At 67.2% G+C, this 16,091-nt stretch carries 16 protein-coding genes; 9 read left to right on the top strand and 7 right to left on the bottom strand.

Translation table 11 applies throughout. The annotated features are described in order from the left end of the window. The first annotated feature begins 12 nt into the window (after positions 1 to 12). From LPB142_RS04265 to LPB142_RS04230, 8 genes are all read left to right on the top strand, one after another. Positions 13 to 660 (top strand): OmpA family protein, encoded by a 648-nt coding sequence (locus LPB142_RS04265; protein ID WP_068766053.1) that lies wholly within the window; start codon positions 13 to 15, stop codon positions 658 to 660. Positions 661 to 897: 237 nt separating this feature from the next. Then, entirely contained in the window at positions 898 to 2,160 is a 1,263-nt protein-coding gene (locus LPB142_RS04260) for an AAA family ATPase (protein WP_071165617.1), read from the top strand. Positions 2,161 to 2,180: 20 nt separating this feature from the next. Further along, complete coding sequence (locus LPB142_RS04255) at positions 2,181 to 3,632, top strand: CpaF family protein (protein WP_071165616.1); 1,452 nt, start codon at positions 2,181 to 2,183, stop codon at positions 3,630 to 3,632. Between the two features lie 8 nt (positions 3,633 to 3,640). After that, a complete protein-coding gene (locus tag LPB142_RS04250) occupies positions 3,641 to 4,606 on the top strand; it encodes a type II secretion system F family protein (protein WP_156506822.1) in 966 nt (321 codons plus the stop codon). Positions 4,607 to 4,615: 9 nt separating this feature from the next. Next, the gene (locus LPB142_RS04245; protein WP_068766038.1) at positions 4,616 to 5,626 is read left to right on the top strand and encodes a type II secretion system F family protein; all 1,011 of its coding nucleotides are present in this window, start codon (positions 4,616 to 4,618) and stop codon (positions 5,624 to 5,626) included. Between the two features lie 9 nt (positions 5,627 to 5,635). Further along, positions 5,636 to 6,220: a tetratricopeptide repeat protein gene (locus LPB142_RS04240; RefSeq protein ID WP_071165615.1), complete on the top strand. Its 585-nt coding sequence runs from the start codon at positions 5,636 to 5,638 to the stop codon at positions 6,218 to 6,220. Positions 6,221 to 6,242: 22 nt separating this feature from the next. Then, entirely contained in the window at positions 6,243 to 7,103 is an 861-nt protein-coding gene (locus LPB142_RS04235) for a tetratricopeptide repeat protein (RefSeq protein ID WP_071165614.1), read from the top strand. A gap of 3 nt (positions 7,104 to 7,106) precedes the next feature. Then, positions 7,107 to 7,610 carry a prepilin peptidase gene (locus LPB142_RS04230; protein ID WP_071165613.1) on the top strand — a complete coding sequence of 168 codons (504 nt, stop codon included), beginning with the start codon at positions 7,107 to 7,109 and terminating at the stop codon, positions 7,608 to 7,610. Between the two features lie 9 nt (positions 7,611 to 7,619). Here LPB142_RS04230 and LPB142_RS04225 read toward each other — a convergent pair whose 3' ends face one another. Then, on the bottom strand, positions 7,620 to 9,287 hold the full coding sequence (locus tag LPB142_RS04225) for a hypothetical protein (protein WP_156894317.1): 1,668 nt from the start codon (positions 9,285 to 9,287) through the stop codon (positions 7,620 to 7,622). A 157-nt stretch (positions 9,288 to 9,444) separates the two neighbouring features. On the opposite strand from LPB142_RS04225, the gene LPB142_RS04220 reads away from it, so the two are divergent. Further along, positions 9,445 to 10,755, top strand: a complete 1,311-nt coding sequence (locus LPB142_RS04220) for an ATPase (RefSeq protein ID WP_071167118.1) — start codon at positions 9,445 to 9,447, stop codon at positions 10,753 to 10,755. A 6-nt stretch (positions 10,756 to 10,761) separates the two neighbouring features. Here LPB142_RS04220 and LPB142_RS04215 read toward each other — a convergent pair whose 3' ends face one another. The 6 genes from LPB142_RS04215 to LPB142_RS04190 all read right to left on the bottom strand — a co-directional run bounded on the left by LPB142_RS04215 (position 10,762) and on the right by LPB142_RS04190 (position 16,073). Then, the gene (locus LPB142_RS04215; protein ID WP_198037865.1) at positions 10,762 to 11,547 is read right to left on the bottom strand and encodes a LytTR family DNA-binding domain-containing protein; all 786 of its coding nucleotides are present in this window, start codon (positions 11,545 to 11,547) and stop codon (positions 10,762 to 10,764) included. Between the two features lie 131 nt (positions 11,548 to 11,678). Beyond that, on the bottom strand, positions 11,679 to 12,569 hold the full coding sequence (gene folD, locus LPB142_RS04210) for a bifunctional methylenetetrahydrofolate dehydrogenase/methenyltetrahydrofolate cyclohydrolase FolD (RefSeq protein ID WP_071165610.1): 891 nt from the start codon (positions 12,567 to 12,569) through the stop codon (positions 11,679 to 11,681). Further along, positions 12,566 to 12,871, bottom strand: a complete 306-nt coding sequence (locus LPB142_RS04205) for a chorismate mutase (protein ID WP_068767114.1) — start codon at positions 12,869 to 12,871, stop codon at positions 12,566 to 12,568. The genes folD and LPB142_RS04205 overlap by 4 nt, the downstream gene beginning before the upstream one ends. 40 nt (positions 12,872 to 12,911) lie before the next feature. After that, positions 12,912 to 14,594: a formate--tetrahydrofolate ligase gene (locus LPB142_RS04200; RefSeq protein WP_068767251.1), complete on the bottom strand. Its 1,683-nt coding sequence runs from the start codon at positions 14,592 to 14,594 to the stop codon at positions 12,912 to 12,914. 97 nt (positions 14,595 to 14,691) lie between these two features. Then, on the bottom strand, positions 14,692 to 15,279 hold the full coding sequence (locus LPB142_RS04195; RefSeq protein ID WP_071165609.1) for an MOSC domain-containing protein: 588 nt from the start codon (positions 15,277 to 15,279) through the stop codon (positions 14,692 to 14,694). Continuing rightward, positions 15,279 to 16,073, bottom strand: coding sequence for a methyltransferase domain-containing protein (locus tag LPB142_RS04190; RefSeq protein ID WP_071165608.1), 795 nt, complete (start codon positions 16,071 to 16,073; stop codon positions 15,279 to 15,281). Before LPB142_RS04190 ends, LPB142_RS04195 begins: the two co-directional genes overlap by 1 nt. Between the last annotated feature and the right edge of the window lie 18 nt (positions 16,074 to 16,091).

The following is a 16,091-nucleotide window of genomic DNA, read 5'->3' as shown; positions in this document are numbered from 1 at the left end:
GCGATGGCCAAGATGCGGTATGCGGTGCTTCTGACCACGGCGCTCGCGCTCGGCGCCTGCGCCAATGGCGGGCGGCAATTCGTCAGCGAGGCGGGCGCGGAGTTCGACACCGCGGGCTTTGGCAACGCGACGATGAACAACACGCTGGTGATGAGCGGCCAGCGCGATTTCGCGATCTCGCTGACCCGGAAATTCGCGGGCGATGTGCAGAACACGGTGAATTTCGCCTTCAACTCCGCGGTTCTCGACGGCCCCTCACAGGCGGTCTTGCGCCGTCAGGCGGACTGGATCCGCCAGTTCCCCGAAGTGCGTTTCCGCGTCTATGGCCACACCGATCTCGTCGGCTCGAACGCCTATAACAAGGCGCTCGGCCTGAAACGCGCCCAAGCGGTCGTGGCCTATCTCTCGAGCCAGGGGATCTCGCGCAGCCGTCTCGAGGCGGTTGTTTCCTTCGGCGAAACGCAGCCGCTGGTCTATACCGAGGCCCCGAACGAGAAGAACCGCCGCACCGTGACCGAGGTTTCGGGCCTGGTCAAACGCGGCCCGGCGCCGCTCAACGGCAAATATGCCGAGCTGATCTTCCGCGATTACGTGCAAAGCGCCGCGCCGGTGGCGCAGGTCGCGGCGCCGCAAATGGGCGGGGCTCCGGCGGGCGGCTGAGACGTTTCACATCCTCACCCCAATTGAGGGCGGGCTTTGGGAACAAAGCCCGCCCTTCGCTTTGATCGTCTCGCATTACCCCACAATTGGACCAGAGCGGCCCCAATCTCGCCAAGATTACCCGCGACTTTGGAGACAGTCAGAGAAGGCACGGCCGTGAGTCGTGCCCGGACCTGAGGCGCGACCCGACAGAAGTCGGTCAGGGCGCCCGGGCCGAGCAACAAAGGACGTGAGGCTATGAGTGCAGCAGTTAGTCTTTCCCCCGATCCCGCGCCGATTCTGGCGTGCACGGTCTCGCGCGACGTCTCGAATTTCGACCTCCTGATCGAGGATATGGAGAGCGAACTCGGCGAAAGCTGGGGCGATCTGAGCTTCGAGGATGCGGCGGTCTTTCTGACGCAGCCCGACGCGCAAAACCTTGAATTCATTGCGATTGCCATTGATGGCGAGGATGAGGGCGACATCAACCGGATCGCGGCGATCATCACCGGCGCGAAGGAGCGCGGGGTGCGCGTGATCTTGATCGCCGAGGAGGTCAGCCCGATCGCGCTGCACCAGCTGCTGCGGCTCGGCGCGGATGATTTCGTGCCCTATCCGCTGCCCGAAGGCGCGCTGCATGAAGCGATCGAGCGCCTCGGCCAAGGCGATGCGCCGCAGCTCCCGCCCCATGCCGAATCGCCCACCTTCAAGGTCAGCGGCGGGCGCGATGGCGCGGTCTTGGCGGTCCATGGGCTCGCCGGCGGCGTCGGCGCCACCACCTTCGCGGTCAACCTCGCCTGGGAGCTCGCGAGCGCCGGCGAGGGCAACAAGAAGGCCGCCTCCCCGCCGCCGCGGGTCTGCCTGCTCGATTTCGATTTCCAATATGGCTCGGCCTCGACCTATCTCGACCTGCCCCGCCGCGAGGTGGTCTTCGAGATGCTGACCGACACCGCGCATATGGATGCCGAGAGCTTCCAGGCCGCGCTTGTGACCTTCAACGACCGGCTCCACGTTCTGACCGCGCCGGCCGACATGCTGCCGCTCGACATTGTTTCGGGCGAGGATATCGAGCGCATCCTGGCGATGGCGCGGGCGCATTACGATTTTGTCGTGATCGACATGCCCACGACGGTGGTGAGCTGGACCGAGACCGTGCTGCATCAGGCGCATGTCTATTTCGGGCTGATCGAGCTCGACATGCGCTCGGCGCAAAACGCGCTGCGGATGATCCGGGCGCTCAAGGCCGAGGGGCTGCCGCTCGAGAAGATGCGCTATGTGCTCAACCGGGCGCCGAAATTTACCGATCTGACCGGCAAGAGCCGGATCAAGCGGCTGGCAGAAAGCCTTGATATCTCGATCGAATTGCAGCTCTCGGACGGCGGGCGCCCGGTCACGCAGGCCAATGACCATGGCCTGCCGCTCGCGGTGACCACGCCGAAACTGCCGCTGCGCAAGGAAATCCAGAAGCTCGCCCTGTCGCTGGCCGAGCTCGCCCAGAGCGCGGAAGCCGCGCAGGGGTAATTCAGCTTTCGGAGTTCGCCATGTTCTCGCGCTACAAAAAGACTGCTCCGGCCCCGAAGATCACCCCCGTTCAGGGGGCGACCCCGGCGCCGGCCGCGCCGCACCCTGCGCCCGCGGCCGCGCAGCCCACCGTCGCGCGCCGCGTGGCGCCGCCGCCGGCCACGGCCGCGCAGGCGGTGAGCTCTGACAAGGAGAAAAAGCGCAAGGAACGTCTGGGCGAGCTCAAGGTCGAGCTGCACAAGCGCCTGCTCGAAGATCTCAACCTCGCCGCGCTCGAACATGCCGCCGAGGCCGATCTGAAAGCCGAGATCGCCGCGATTTCCGCCGAGGCGATGAACGAGATGTCGGTCGCGCTCAACGCCACCGAACGCGCGCAGATCAACCAGGAGCTTTACGACGAGGTGATGGGCCTTGGCCCGCTCGAGCCGCTGCTCAAGGACGAGACGATCTCGGATATCCTCGTCAACGGGCCCCAGCAGATCTTCGTCGAACGCTCCGGCAAGCTGCAACTCTCGGATGTGACCTTCAAGGACGAGAAACACCTGCAGCGGATCATCGACAAGATCGTGTCGGCCGTGGGCCGGCGCGTCGATGAAAGCAACCCCTATGTCGACGCCCGTCTGGCGGATGGCTCGCGTTTCAACGCGATGGTGCCGCCGGTCGCGGTCGATGGTTCGCTCGTCTCGATCCGGAAATTCAAGAAGGACAAGCTCGGGATCGACGATCTCGTGCGCTTTGGCGCCTTCACCGAGGAAATGGCGGCCTACCTTCAGGCCGCCGTCTCGACCCGGCTCAATGTGATCGTCTCGGGCGGCACGGGCTCGGGCAAGACCACCACGCTGAACGCGCTCTCCTCCTTCATCGACAATTCCGAGCGGATCCTGACGATCGAAGACACCGCCGAACTTCAGCTCCAGCAGATCCACGTCGGCCGGATGGAAAGCCGCCCGCCCAACGTCGAGGGCAAGGGCGCGGTCACCCAGCGCGACTGTTTGCGCAACGCGCTGCGGATGCGCCCCGACCGGATCATCGTCGGCGAAACCCGCGGCGAGGAAGTCATCGACATGTTGCAGGCGATGAACACCGGCCACGACGGCTCGATGACCACGATCCACGCGAACTCCGCGCGCGACGGGGTCTCGCGTCTGGAGAACATGATCGCGATGTCGGGGATCGAGATGCCGATCAAGGCGGTGCGCTCGCAGATCGCCAGCGCGGTCAACCTGATCGTGCAGGCCTCGCGTCTGCAAGACGGCTCGCGGCGGATGACCTCGATCACCGAGATCACCGGCATGGAAGGCGAGGTGATCTCGATGCAGGAGATCTTCAAATACGAACGTCTCGGGCTCGCCCCCGATGGCAAGATCATCGGCCGCTTCACCGCGACCGGCGTGCGCTCGCATTTCTCCGACCGCTTCCGGCAGTGGGGCTATGACCTGCCCGCGTCGATCTACGAACCCGTTCAGGACTGAGGCCCGCCATGATTTCCGCAACCCCCGTCATCTACGGCCTGATCTTCGTCGCGGTGCTTTTGCTCGTCGAGGGGATCTATCTGCTGGTCTTCGGCAAGTCGATTTCGCTCAACAACCGGGTGAACCGGCGCCTCGAGATGCTCGAGAAGGGCACGCGGCGCGAAGAGGTGCTCGAACAGCTCCGCAAGGAAGCGACCCAGCACCTCAAGGTGCGCTCGGTGCCGCTCTATTCGATCCTCGCCAGCAAGGCGCAAAAGGCCAATATCGCGTTCTCGCCGCTCGCGCTCGTCGCGGTGATGGCGCTTTTGTGCTTCGTGGCCTTCCTCGGGCTGACGGTGGCCACGCAGGCGGCGCTCGCGATGCGGGTGATCCTCGCCACCGCGATGGGGGTCGGCGCGGTCTATTTCTGGGTCTCCTCGAAGGCCGCCAAACGCACCAAGATGGCCGAGGAGCAGCTCTCCGACGCGGTCGAGCTGATGGTGCGCAGCCTGCGGGTGGGGCACCCGTTCAGCTCGGCGATTCAGGCCGTGGCGAAGGAGATCCCCGATCCGCTCGGCACCGAATTCGGCATCATCGCCGATGAGGCGGCCTATGGGCGCAACGTGGCCGATGCGCTGCGCGAGATGGCCGAGCGGATGGACATGCAGGATTTGCGCTTCCTCGCCGTCGCGGTCTCGATCCAGCAACAATCGGGCGGCAACCTCGCCGAGGTGCTCGAGGGGCTCTCGAAGGTGATCCGCTCGCGGTTCCGGCTGATGCGGCGGGTGAAGGCGATCACCGCCGAGCCGAAATGGTCGGGGATGTTCCTGTCGGGCTTCCCGCTCGCGATCCTGGTGATCATTCAGGTCGCCGCGCCGAACTATTACGACAACGTCAAGGACACGCCCGCCTTCGTCCCTGCCGCGCTGATCGTCTTCGCGCTTTTGGGGGTGAACATGATGTTCATGAAGATCATGACCACGATCAAGGTCTGAGGTGCCGCCATGGATTTCTCCGCTCTCTCGCAACTGCTGACCGACAGGCTCGGGCCGATGGGGCCGATGCTGGCGCTGGTCGGGGTCGCGGCGCTCCTGATCCTCGCGGTGCTGCCGGTGCTGCTGAAAAAGCGCGACGACCCGTTCGCGAAGCTGCAGGCGCAGACCCGCGCCGCCGCGCGCGGGCCGGGCGGCGAGGGCGGCGCGAAAAAGCCCAAGGAGCAGCGGCTGCGCTATGATTCGGGCTCGGACAAGCTCGACAAATTCGCAGGTTTCCTCGAGCCGAAGACCCAGGAGGAGATGTCGGAGTCGAAGAAATGGCTCCAGCGCGCGGGCTATCGCGGCAAGAACGCGGTGCGCACCTTCCATGCGGTGCAAGTGATCCTCGGGCTCGGCCTGATGGCGGCGGGCGCGCTTTATGTGCTGATCTACAACGCCACCAACGAAGTGCCCTATGCGGGCAATATCGCCATCGCGATCGTGCTGATGCCGGGGGTGTTGGGCTATTACGCGCCCAAACGCTGGGTCGACAAACGGATCGCGGCGCGCACCGCCGAGATCCAGAACGGCTTTCCCGATGCGCTCGACATGCTGCTTGTCTGCGTCGAGGCGGGGCAATCGCTCGATCAGGGGATCATCCGCGTGGCCAAGGAGCTCGCCAGCTCCTACCCGGCGATGTCGGAGGAATTCGAGATGGTCGCCCATGAGATCAAGGCCGGCAAGGACAAGCCCTCGGTGCTGCGCGCCTTTGGCGAGCGCACCGGCGTGCCCGATGTGCAGAGCTTCGTGACGGTGATGATCCAGAGCCAGCAATTCGGCACCTCGATCGCCGAGGCGCTGCGCCTTTACGCGGCCGACATGCGCGACAAGCGCGTGATGCGCGCCGAGGAGGCGGCCAACAAGATCCCCACCAAGATGACGCTCGGCACGATGATGTTCACGGTGCCGCCGCTCCTGATCATCCTTGTCGGCCCCTCGGTCCATGATATGATCGAGAACTTCAAGAACATGAATCCCTGACGGGAGCCGATGCGCCCTGCCCTTTCGATCCTGCCGCCGGCCCTGCGGGCCGTGCTCGCCCTCGGCCTCGTGCTGGGGGCTTCGGCTTGCCTGCAAAGCCCGCTCAAGGGCGACCCGGCGAGCCCCTATGCGCCGGGGGCGGCGCGCGGCGAGGGGGTGGACGGGCTGATCGTCGGGCACCGGCTGATGGCGGCGGGGGAATATGAGCTCGCGCTTAAGGCCTATTACCGGGCGGCGGCGGAACATGGCACCTCGGTCGATGTGCTCTCCGCGATCGGCTCGGCCGATCTCAAGCTCGGCCGGCTCGGCCAGGCCGAACAGATCCTGCGCCGCGCGGTCGAGACCGACGAGACCTTCGTGCCGGCCTGGAACAACCTCGGCGTCGTGTTGATGGAGCGCGGCAAGGCCGCCGAGGCCGCGCGGGTGTTCCAGACCGCCTATGCGCTTGATAGTGGCGAATCGGACGCGATCCGGCAAAACCTGCGCCTTGCGCTCGCAAAAATGGAAAAACCGGATTATGCTCCGCCCGAGGACAAGAGTTTCTCGCTGGTCCGGCGGGGGGTGGGCGAATACCTCCTGCTGACCAAGCAATGAGGCACGAGCAAAAGGACGCAAAATGCGCCACCCTGTCATTCTCGCCGCCCTTTGCGGGGCGATGGCCCTGTCGGGCTGCATGGGCCGCGACGACGCCGAGGTGAGCCGCGCGCTCAAGAGCGTCAACGCGATCGACGAAAGCAACCTCTCCGATATCATGCTGACGGTCGGCGACCCGCGCGAGGCGGTGGCCTATTTCCAGCGCTCCTCAGCCGAGAACCCCGACCGGATCGACCTCAAGCGGGGCCTGGCGAAATCGCTGGTGCGGGCGAACCGCCCGGCCGAGGCGGTGACCGCCTGGTCGGAGGTGATCAAGATGCCGGGCACCAATTACGACGACAATGTCGCGCTCGCCGAGGCGCAGATCCGCGCCAATGAATGGCCCGCGGCCGAGGCCACGCTGAACACGATCCCGCCGACCCATGAGACCTTCGAGCGCTACAAGCTCGAGGCGATGGTGGCGGATTCGAAGAAGGACTGGAAGAAGGCCGACAGTTTCTACGAGACCGCCGCCGGGCTGACCACGCGGCCGAGCGGGGTGTTCAACAACTGGGGCTACTCAAAACTGACGCGGGGCGATGCCAAGGGCGCCGAGAAGCTCTTTGCTCAGGCGCTGACCTATGATCCGGGCTCGTTCACGACCAAGAACAACCTCGTTCTGGCCCGCGCGGCGCAGCGCAAATACGATCTGCCGGTCGTCGACATGACCCAGACCGAGCGCGCGCAGCTGCTTTACACGGCGGCGCTCTCGGCGATCAAACAGGGCGATGTGACGATCGGCAAGGGCCTGTTGCAGGACGCGATCGACACCCATCCGCAGTATTTCGAGGAGGCCGCGCGCGCGCTCGCGGCGCTCGACGCCAAGCCGCAGAAAAAGGCCTGAGCGATGCTGGGCCTCTCCGGTCAGACCGCCTCGCTCATCTTTCTGGTGCTGATCACGCCGATCTGCCTGTGGGTGGTGTTCACCGATCTGAAATACATGAAGATCCGCAACACGGCGGTGCTCGCGATGCTGGCGGTTTTCGCGGTGGGGGGGCTTTTCTTGATGCCCTTCGAGCTCTGGGCCTGGCGGTGGGTGAATTTCGCGGTGGTGCTGGGGGTCGGGTTCGTGCTCAACCTGATCGCGCATTTCGGCGCGGGGGATGCGAAATTCGCCGCCGCCGCCGCGCCTTTGGTGGCGGTCGAGCCGGATCATTTGCGGCTCGTGATGCTGCTTCTGTGCGCCTTTCTGCTCGCGGCTTTCACCGCGCACCGGCTGTTGCGCAAGATCCCCGCGGTGCGCGCGATGGCGCCCGATTGGGTGAGCTGGCAGCGCGCCGATTTCCCGATGGGGCTCGCGCTCGTCGGCACGATCTGGACCTATCTGGCGGTGCTGGCGGGGCTCATCTGACCCCCGCCGTTATCGCACCGGGCGCAGGAGCACCCAGCTCGCGCCGCGGGCCTCTTCCTCGAGCCGCCATCCCGCCTGCGCCACCGCCTCGAGCGCGGCGGCGCGCGCCGCGGCGCTGAGCGGGCAGAGCGGCACGAGCACATGCTCGGCCCCCGCAAGGCCCGGCGTGCCGCCGTAATACCAGGGCGTGCCCCCGGCAAGCGGCGGGAAATCCCCGTAAAGCCAGAGCGAGGAGAAGAGATCCGCAACGAAGATCTGTGCCCCGCCAAAGCCCGCCGCGCCGAGATCCTTCGCCCAAGTGTCAAAGACCGCGCCATAGCCCTGCCCGACCTCGCAGTCAGGCAGCGCCGCGCCGTTGAGCTCGGCCACCGCCTCGGTTTCCTGCGCCTCGGGGCGGATGTCTTGCGCCTTGAGAAGCGCGGCATAGGCGGCATAGGGCTGGCCGGGGCCGTCCGCCGGCCGGATCTCGGTCACATGATAGGCGCGCGCGCCCGAGACGAGCAGATCGGCATCCGCGGCGCGCTTGCCGATCATCGGCACGAGGCGGTCGGTCGGCGTGTTGAAATGGCGCAGCGGGCTCCAGAACAGGTTGATCGCCGAGGGCGCGCCGGCGGTCGCAAGCACCAGCGCCACCGCGCCGAGCCCCGCCGCGAGCGGCCAGCCCTCCGGGCTGCGCGCGCCCGGATCGGGGCGCAGCGTGATCGCGAAAGCGGCGAGCAGGATCAGCCATTGCGGGTCATTGCCCCAGTTCTGATAGGTGATATAGGCGAGCCCCGGCAGCGCAACGAGAAGCGCAAGCCCCTCGGTCTTGAACCCCGACTGACGCCAGTAGATCACCAGCGCGAGCGCGCCGAGCGAGCCCAGAAGATAGGGCGGCGCGGTGATGATCTCGGCATAATCGGCGCCGGGCGCGCCCCGGATCGTCGAGCGCGAGACCGCGAGCAGGTCGTGGACATAGGCCAGCCAATAGTCAAAGCCGAAGCCCGCCGTCATCGCCGCCGCGACCAAAAGCCCCGCGCCCAGCGCCAGCCCCAGCCGCGCCCAATCGCGCCGCAGCGCGAGCGCAAGGAAGATCGCGGGCGCGAGCGCCACGAAATAGGTCACCTTGGTGAGCGCAAGCCCCGCCAGCGCAAGCCCGATCACCGCCCCCTCGAGCGCGGGCCGCCCCCCCACCCCCGGCAGGGGCCGCAAGATCGCCAGCGGCAGCGCGAGATAGGCCAGCGCCCAGGCCCAGCGGTTGTAATGCATCGAGGGCGAGATCACCGCATTGGCCTCGCCATGGACGAGCGCGAGGCAGAGCCCCATCACATAGGCGCCAAAGGCGAGCCCGACCCAGCCCGGAAACCGGCTCCGCGCGACGAGGAGCGTGGGCAGCAAGAGCCCCAGCGCCACCGCGATCTGCGCGGCGAAGAAGGCGTGGCCGACGCCAAAGCCCGCCGCGACGAAAGCCGCGATCGGCCAGGTCGCGCCGATGCCGATCGGCGTCATGAAATCGAGATGCGGCACCTGCCCCGCGAGGCCCATCCGCAGCACCATATCGACAAGGTGCAGCGTATCGCCCTCATGCTTGCCGACCAGGAACGCGCCCTTGGCGAGCGCGAGCCCGCCGAGCACCGCCACCACGAGCCCCAGCACCGCCGCCAGCCGCCCCATGCCCACCGGCTCCATTCTGCTCATCCGTCCCAGCCTCTCCGCCGTTTTTCCCATTTTTGGCCACAATAGCCGCGCATCTTCGGCCTGTGAATTCAGTTAGGGGACAATTGCGCCGATGCTGCGGCGCCCCCGCGACAAAGTCACGACCGCCGCCAAAGGCCAAGAGCAGACAGGATCGAGCATGAACGAAATGGCCGCGAATGTGATGGCCCCGCCGCCGCCGAAGACCCTCGCGGAGGTCGGGATCAACATGGTGATGATGCGCGATCTGCTGCTCAAGACCATGTTCCGCACCAATGTCGATACCGTGACCGCGATCGGCAAGCTGATCGCGCTGCCGGTGACGCTCACGCAGGAGCTGATCGACCTCGCCCGCGGCCAGCGGCTGATCGAGGCGACCGGCACGCTGCATGCCAATTCCGGCGGCGAAATGGGCTTCCAGCTCACCGATGGCGGCAAGGCGCGCGCGCTCGATGCGCTCTCGCAATCGGAATATTACGGCGCCATGCCGGTGCCGCTCGAGATCTACCGCGAGCAGGTCAAACGCCAGTCGATCCGCAATATCCAGCTCACCCGCGGCCAGCTCACCTCGGCGATGGGCCATCTGATCTTGCCGCCCGATCTGATCAACCAGCTCGGGCCGGCGGTCTCCTCGGGGCGCTCGATCCTGATGTATGGCCCGCCCGGCAACGGCAAGAGCTCGATCTCGAACGGTATCCGCGACGCGCTCGGCGACAAGATCTATGTGCCGCGCGCGATCGAATATGCGGGCCAGGTTATCACCGTCTATGACCCGATCGTGCACTCCGCCGCGGAGGAATTCGAGGAAGACCGCGCCTCGCTGCGCCGCTCGGGCAACCGCTTCGACAGCCGCTATGTGCTCTGCGAGCGGCCGACGGTCATCACCGGGGGCGAGCTTTCGCTCGACATGCTCGATCTGACCTACAACCCCACCGCGCGCACCTATACCGCCCCCTTGCAGCTGAAAAGCTCCGGCGGCGTCTTCATCGTCGACGACCTTGGCCGCCAGGCCGAACCGCCGCAAAAGCTCGTCAACCGCTGGATCGTGCCGCTCGAGGAGAGCCGCGATATTCTCGCGCTGCAATCGGGCGAGAAATTCGAGGTGCCCTTCGACACGCTGGTGATCTTCTCGACCAACTTCCACCCCAACGAGATCTTCGACAAGGCGGCGCTGCGGCGGATCTTCTTCAAGATCAAGATCGACGGCCCGAACCAGGCCGATTTTCTCAAGATCTTCTCGCTGGTCGCGAAAAAGCGGAAGATGCCGCTCGATGAAAAGGCGCTGATCCACCTTTTGAAGGTGAAATACCCCACGATCAACAACGTCTATGCGAACTACCAGCCGATCTTCCTGATCGACCAGATGATCGCGATCTGTGAATTCGAGGGGATCCCCTATCAGATGACGCCCGAGCTGATCGACCGGGCCTGGTCGAACATGTTCGTACGCGACGAGGCGATCGAGCACTGAGGCCGCTCAGGCCTGATCGCCCTCGATCAGCCCGCGCGCGATCACCTGCGGCAGATAGGTCTTGGAGACCGGGATCTCGGCGCCGTCGCGCGTCTCGAGGATATGTTTGCCGCGCTCGCGCCGCACCCGCGCGACGGCGGCGTCGGCAACCCAATGCGAGCGGTGCACCTGCAGCCCCGGCACACCGTCGAGCTCGGCCATCGCATCGGCAAAGCGCATCAGCAGGCTCGCCTGACCGCGCTCGGTCACCACATCGACGTAATGATCGCGCACCTGCAGCCGCAGGAGCGGCGCCTGCACCCCGGGCTCAAGCCGCGCGAAGAGCCGCGGCCCGGGCGCACGCGCCGCGGGCGGCAGCAGGCGCGCCGGAACCAGCAGCCCGCCGGGCCGCAGAGAATGCCGCAACGCAGAAACCGACACCGAGACGAGGAACACATAGAGCGCCACCGTCCACAGGCTCGCGAGCCGCGCATCGGGGGGATCGATCAGCCGGTCGAGAAGCCAGATCGCGGGCGCCGAGAGGATCGCCGAGGCGAGAACCGCGATCAGCGCGATCTCGAGAAATATGTTGGTCACGCACAGGATCTGTTGCACGAGGACCCGCAAAGCGGCGCCGACGAGCACCCCCGCGCCGATCATCAGCGGCCAGAAAATCGCGCGCGCCCCGAGGGTTAGCCCGTCGGCCGTGCCAAAAGGCGCCGCCACGATGCTGAACACCGACATCACCGCCCAGATGATCGGCACAAACGGAACGAAGAGCGCCCGCTTGTGGGCTTCCCACAAAAAGGTCATCACAGCGACCCCCATTACCACTTACGGGGATGTGCTACAAAATCCGCACAAGGCACGCAATGCCGTGGCGTCAGGGAATGGCGTGACCTTGCGGCAGCCGCAGCATTTTCATGCCGCGGCGCAGCACAGGCTCAGGCGGTGAGGCCCTGCGGCTCGGGCAGGCCGTTGGCGCGGCAGAAGGCGGTGAGCGTATTGGCCAGAAGGCAGGCGATGGTCATCGGCCCGACGCCGCCCGGCACCGGCGTGATCGCGCCGGCGACCTCGACGGCGGAGGCGAAATCGACATCGCCCACCAGCTTCGTCTTGCCGTCGCGCTCGATGCGGTTGATGCCGACATCGATCACCGTCGCGCCCGGCTTGACCCAATCGCCCGGGATCATCTCGGGCCGGCCCACCGCCGCCACCAGAATATCCGCACCGCGGCACACCGAGGCGAGGTCCTTGGTGCGCGAATGCGCAATCGTCACCGTGCAGCTCTCGCCCAGCAAAAGCTGCGCCATCGGCTTGCCGACGATGTTCGAGCGCCCCACCACGACCGCGTTGAGCCCCGAGAGCGAGCCCAGATGGTCGCGCAGCATCATCAGGCAGCCCAGCGGCGTGCAGGGCACCATCGCCTTCTGCCCGGTGCCGAGCAGCCCGACGTTCGAGATATGAAACCCGTCGACATCCTTGGCCGGATCGATCGCATTGATCACCAGATCGGCGTCGAGATGGCCGGGCAGCGGCAGCTGCACCAGGATCCCGTGCACCGCCGGATCGGCGTTGAGTTTGCCAATCAGATCAAGGAGTTCCGCCTCCGAGGTGGTGGCGTCGAGCTTGTGCTCGAAGCTCGCCATCCCGGCCTCGCGGGTCTGGATGCCCTTGTTGCGGACGTAAACTTCCGAGGCCGGGTCCTCGCCCACCAGAACCACCGCAAGCCCCGGCGTCAGCCCCTGTTCCTCCTTCAGCCGCGTCACATGGCCCGCCACCTGCGCGCGCACATTGGCCGCAAAAGCCTTCCCGTCGATGATCGTTGCGGTCATTCCGCCTCTCCCTTGCCCAAAACCTTCTCCTCGCGCGCGATCGACCATTCGATCAGCCCGCGCCAGATCCCTTCCACCAGCGCCGGGTCGAGCCCGCGCGCCTGAGCCTCGGCCCGCACATTGTCGAGCACGGCATTCACGCGTGCGGTGATCCGCGCGGGCATTCCCTCGGCGGGCTTGAGCTCGGCGGCACGGTCGATCAGGCGCGCCCGGTCGGCGAGCATGGCGACGATCTTGGCATCATGCGCGTCGATTTCGGCGCGCAATTCGGCCATGGAGGCGATCTCACGGGGGTCTTTCATGGGCATCTCCTTCTCCCCCGCTCCTATCGCAGCCGCGCCCTCAGAACAAGCCGGCGATCCGCCCCTCCGCATCGAGCCCGATCGCCTTTGCCGCCGGATGGCGCGGCAGGCCGGGCATGGTCATGATCTCGCCGCAGATCGCGACGACAAACCCCGCGCCGGCCGAGAGCCGCACCTCGCGGATCGGCAGGGTATGGCCCTGCGGCGCGCCGGCGAGCCCCGGGTCGGAGCTGAAGGAATAGGGCGTTTTCGCCATGCAGACGGGCAGATCGCGATAGCCCGCCGCCTCCCAGGCGTGGAGCTGGGCGCGCACCGATTTGTCGGCCATCACCTCGCCCGCGTGGTAGATCCGCCGCGCGATCGTGTCGATCTTCTCGAAAAGCCCGAGATCGGCGGGGTAGAGCGGCGCGAAGGCCGCGCCCGCCTCGGCCAGCGCCACCACCTTGCGCGCCAGATCCTCGGCGCCTGCGCCGCCCTCGGCCCAGTGGCGCGCGACGATCGCCTCGACGCCCTGCTCGGCGGCAAAGGCCTGAATTTGCGCGATTTCTTCGGGCCGGTCGGCGCTGAAGGCGTTGATCGCCACCACCACCGGCACGCCAAAGCCCTTGGTATTGGCGATATGGCGGCCGAGATTGGCGCAGCCGCGGCGCAGCGCCTCGGGCGCCGGGGCGGAGAGCTCGGCCTTCGCCACCCCGCCCGCCGATTTCAGCGCCCGGATCGTCGCCACGATCACCGCCGCGGCCGGTTTCAGCCCGCCGATCCGGCATTTGATATCGAAGAATTTCTCCGCCCCGAGATCGGCGCCAAAGCCCGCCTCGGTGACCACATAATCGGCCAGCCCCAGCGCCGTGCGCGTCGCGATCAGCGTGTTGCAGCCATGCGCGATATTGGCAAAGGGCCCGCCATGGACGAAGGCGGGCGTGCCCTCGAGCGTCTGCACGAGATTGGGCAGGAGCGCGTCCTTCAGGAGCACCGTCATCGCCCCCGCCGCGCCCACCTCGGCGCAGGTCACCGGCGCGCGGTCGGGGCCATAGCCCACCACGATCCGCCCGAGCCGCGCCTCGAGATCTGCCAGATCGGTCGCGAGACAGAGGCAGGCCATCACCTCCGAAGCCGCGGTGATATCGAACCCCGCCTCATGGGCATAGCCGTTCGCCACGCCCCCAAGCCCCACGACAATCTCGCGCAGCGCCCGGTCGTTGACATCGAGCACGCGCCGCCACGTCACCCGGCGCGGGTCGATCGCGGGGGTGTTGCCCCAATAGATATGGTTGTCGACCATCGCCGCGAGCAGGTTATGCGCCGCCGTCACGGCATGAAAATCGCCGGTGAAATGCAGGTTCATCGCCTCCATCGGCACCACCTGCGCGCGCCCGCCGCCCGCCGCGCCGCCCTTCATGCCGAAATTCGGGCCAAGGCTCGCCTCGCGGATGCAGATCGCCGTGCGTTTGCCGATCCGCGCGAGCCCGTCGCCGAGGCCGACGGTGGTCGTGGTCTTGCCCTCGCCCGCGGCGGTGGGCGTGATCGCGGTGACGAGGATGAGCCGCCCCTCGCGCCCGCGCGGGGCGAGCGCGCCCGGGTCGACCTTGGCCTTGTCGCGCCCGAAGGGGATCAGCGCGGCCTCCGGGATGCCGAGTTTCGCCGCGATCTCGGGCATCGGCGCGAGGCGGGCGGCGCGGGCGATCTCGAGATCGCTTTGCGGGGCTTGAGGCGTGGCGGTCATGGGCTCCTCCTTGCGCAAGAGCCTAATCCATTCGCAAGCTGCTCAAAAAGCGGGAAACGACCGGCGCGCGCGCATTTCCGGCGCGCAGGCACCGGGCTCAGGCGTCGCGCAGGAATTCCCAGGCGCGCTGATCGGGGATGTGCAACGTCAGGCTCTGGCCGAGCTCGAGCACGCCCGGGCGCTCGACCCAGGCCACGACCCCGCGCCGGCCCGTCGCCGCGGGTTTGTAGCGCGCGCCGGTGCCGGGGTGATGATGCTCGATCACCTTGCCGGGCAGGACGCAGGCGCGGTTCTCCATATCGACGACGAGGGTCGCGCCATCGGGACCCTGCAGGCGCGAGGAGGGCGGCAGGTGGCTCAGATCGGGCAGCCCGCGCAGCACGATCGAAGCGCCGACCCATTCCGGCGCGACGCGGGGGATATGCAGCGCGAAGGCGGTTTCGGCGAGCTCTTCCTCGGAGAGGATCGAGATCTGGCGGGTGTTGGCGATCTCGGTGCCGAGCGGGTGTTGCGAGGTCACGCGCGAGCAGCTCGCCCGGGTGCGCCCGGCATGGCTCTCGCCCGCGGCGCCCTCGAAGCCGAGCTCCATCCGCTCGATCGGTTGCGAGGCGAGCCCCTGCCCCGCCGGCACGATGCCGAGGAACACGATCTCGCCGGAAAAGCGGGTGGCTTTGAGCGCCGGCATCAGGATACCTTCAACGTGAAGAACACCCGTCGGAACGGGAACAGGACCGAGCCGTCGGGCTCGGCGGGGTAAGCGGCGCCGAGCGCCTCGTCATAGCGGGCGAGAAGCCGCGCAAGCTCGGCCGGGTCGAGCTTTTCGGCAAAGGGGCGCAGCGTGGTCGATTCGGTGAAGCGGCGCACCGGGTGCCCGCCCTCCGCGGGGGCGAGGCGCTGGAGGTAATCGGTCTGCCAGACCTCGGCCGCGCCGAGCGGGGCGAGCAGGCGCGCGTAATCGGCAGGTTCGGCCACCGGGGGCGCCCAGGCCGCGAGATCGAAGCGGTCGGAGAACATCTCGGCGGCGAATTCGCGCAAGAACCGGTGCGAGGGGGCGAAATCCTGCCGCGGCATCTGCACCGCGAGCGTGCCGCCGGGCGCCAGACACCCCGCGAGGCGCGCGATCAGCCCGGCGTGATCGGGCAGCCAATGCAGCACGGCATTCGAGAAGATCAGCGCGGCGGGTTTGCGCGGCGCCCAAGTGGCGATATCGGCAAGGTCGCAGCGCCGATAGGCCCCGCAGGCCGCCGCCTCGACGAGCATCGCGGGCGAGGCATCGACGCCGAGGAGCTTGCGCGCAGGCCAGCGCGCCTTGAGCGCGGGCGCCACCGCCCCGGCCCCGCAGCCCAGATCGACCACCGCCCCCTTCTCGGGGAGCGCGCCAACCCGGGCCAGAAGATCGAGCGCCGGCCGGAGCCGGAGCCCGCCAAAGCGCGCATAAGCGGCCGGGTTCCAATCCCCATCTGCCTTGGCCTTGCCCATGCGCCCCCCTGCGTGACG

It is taken from the genome of Rhodobacter xanthinilyticus (assembly GCF_001856665.1).
Lineage (GTDB): Bacteria > Pseudomonadota > Alphaproteobacteria > Rhodobacterales > Rhodobacteraceae > Rhodobacter > Rhodobacter xanthinilyticus.
This window is presented reverse-complemented; position numbering and strand designations above follow the sequence as displayed.

What these genes read in the sequence shown, in the direction of transcription:
- LPB142_RS04265 (WP_068766053.1), top strand. Translation starts at nt 13, where the DNA reads ATGCGGTATGCGGTGCTTCTGACCACGGCGCTCGCGCTCGGCGCCTGC.
- LPB142_RS04260 (WP_071165617.1), top strand. Translation starts at nt 898, where the DNA reads ATGAGTGCAGCAGTTAGTCTTTCCCCCGATCCCGCGCCGATTCTGGCG.
- LPB142_RS04255 (WP_071165616.1), top strand. Translation starts at nt 2,181, where the DNA reads ATGTTCTCGCGCTACAAAAAGACTGCTCCGGCCCCGAAGATCACCCCC.
- LPB142_RS04250 (WP_156506822.1), top strand. Translation starts at nt 3,641, where the DNA reads ATGATTTCCGCAACCCCCGTCATCTACGGCCTGATCTTCGTCGCGGTG.
- LPB142_RS04245 (WP_068766038.1), top strand. Translation starts at nt 4,616, where the DNA reads ATGGATTTCTCCGCTCTCTCGCAACTGCTGACCGACAGGCTCGGGCCG.
- LPB142_RS04240 (WP_071165615.1), top strand. Translation starts at nt 5,636, where the DNA reads ATGCGCCCTGCCCTTTCGATCCTGCCGCCGGCCCTGCGGGCCGTGCTC.
- LPB142_RS04235 (WP_071165614.1), top strand. Translation starts at nt 6,243, where the DNA reads ATGCGCCACCCTGTCATTCTCGCCGCCCTTTGCGGGGCGATGGCCCTG.
- LPB142_RS04230 (WP_071165613.1), top strand. Translation starts at nt 7,107, where the DNA reads ATGCTGGGCCTCTCCGGTCAGACCGCCTCGCTCATCTTTCTGGTGCTG.
- LPB142_RS04225 (WP_156894317.1), bottom strand. Translation starts at nt 9,287, where the DNA reads ATGAGCAGAATGGAGCCGGTGGGCATGGGGCGGCTGGCGGCGGTGCTG.
- LPB142_RS04220 (WP_071167118.1), top strand. Translation starts at nt 9,445, where the DNA reads ATGAACGAAATGGCCGCGAATGTGATGGCCCCGCCGCCGCCGAAGACC.
- LPB142_RS04215 (WP_198037865.1), bottom strand. Translation starts at nt 11,547, where the DNA reads ATGACCTTTTTGTGGGAAGCCCACAAGCGGGCGCTCTTCGTTCCGTTT.
- folD (WP_071165610.1), bottom strand. Translation starts at nt 12,569, where the DNA reads ATGACCGCAACGATCATCGACGGGAAGGCTTTTGCGGCCAATGTGCGC.
- LPB142_RS04205 (WP_068767114.1), bottom strand. Translation starts at nt 12,871, where the DNA reads ATGAAAGACCCCCGTGAGATCGCCTCCATGGCCGAATTGCGCGCCGAA.
- LPB142_RS04200 (WP_068767251.1), bottom strand. Translation starts at nt 14,594, where the DNA reads ATGACCGCCACGCCTCAAGCCCCGCAAAGCGATCTCGAGATCGCCCGC.
- LPB142_RS04195 (WP_071165609.1), bottom strand. Translation starts at nt 15,279, where the DNA reads ATGCCGGCGCTCAAAGCCACCCGCTTTTCCGGCGAGATCGTGTTCCTC.
- LPB142_RS04190 (WP_071165608.1), bottom strand. Translation starts at nt 16,073, where the DNA reads ATGGGCAAGGCCAAGGCAGATGGGGATTGGAACCCGGCCGCTTATGCG.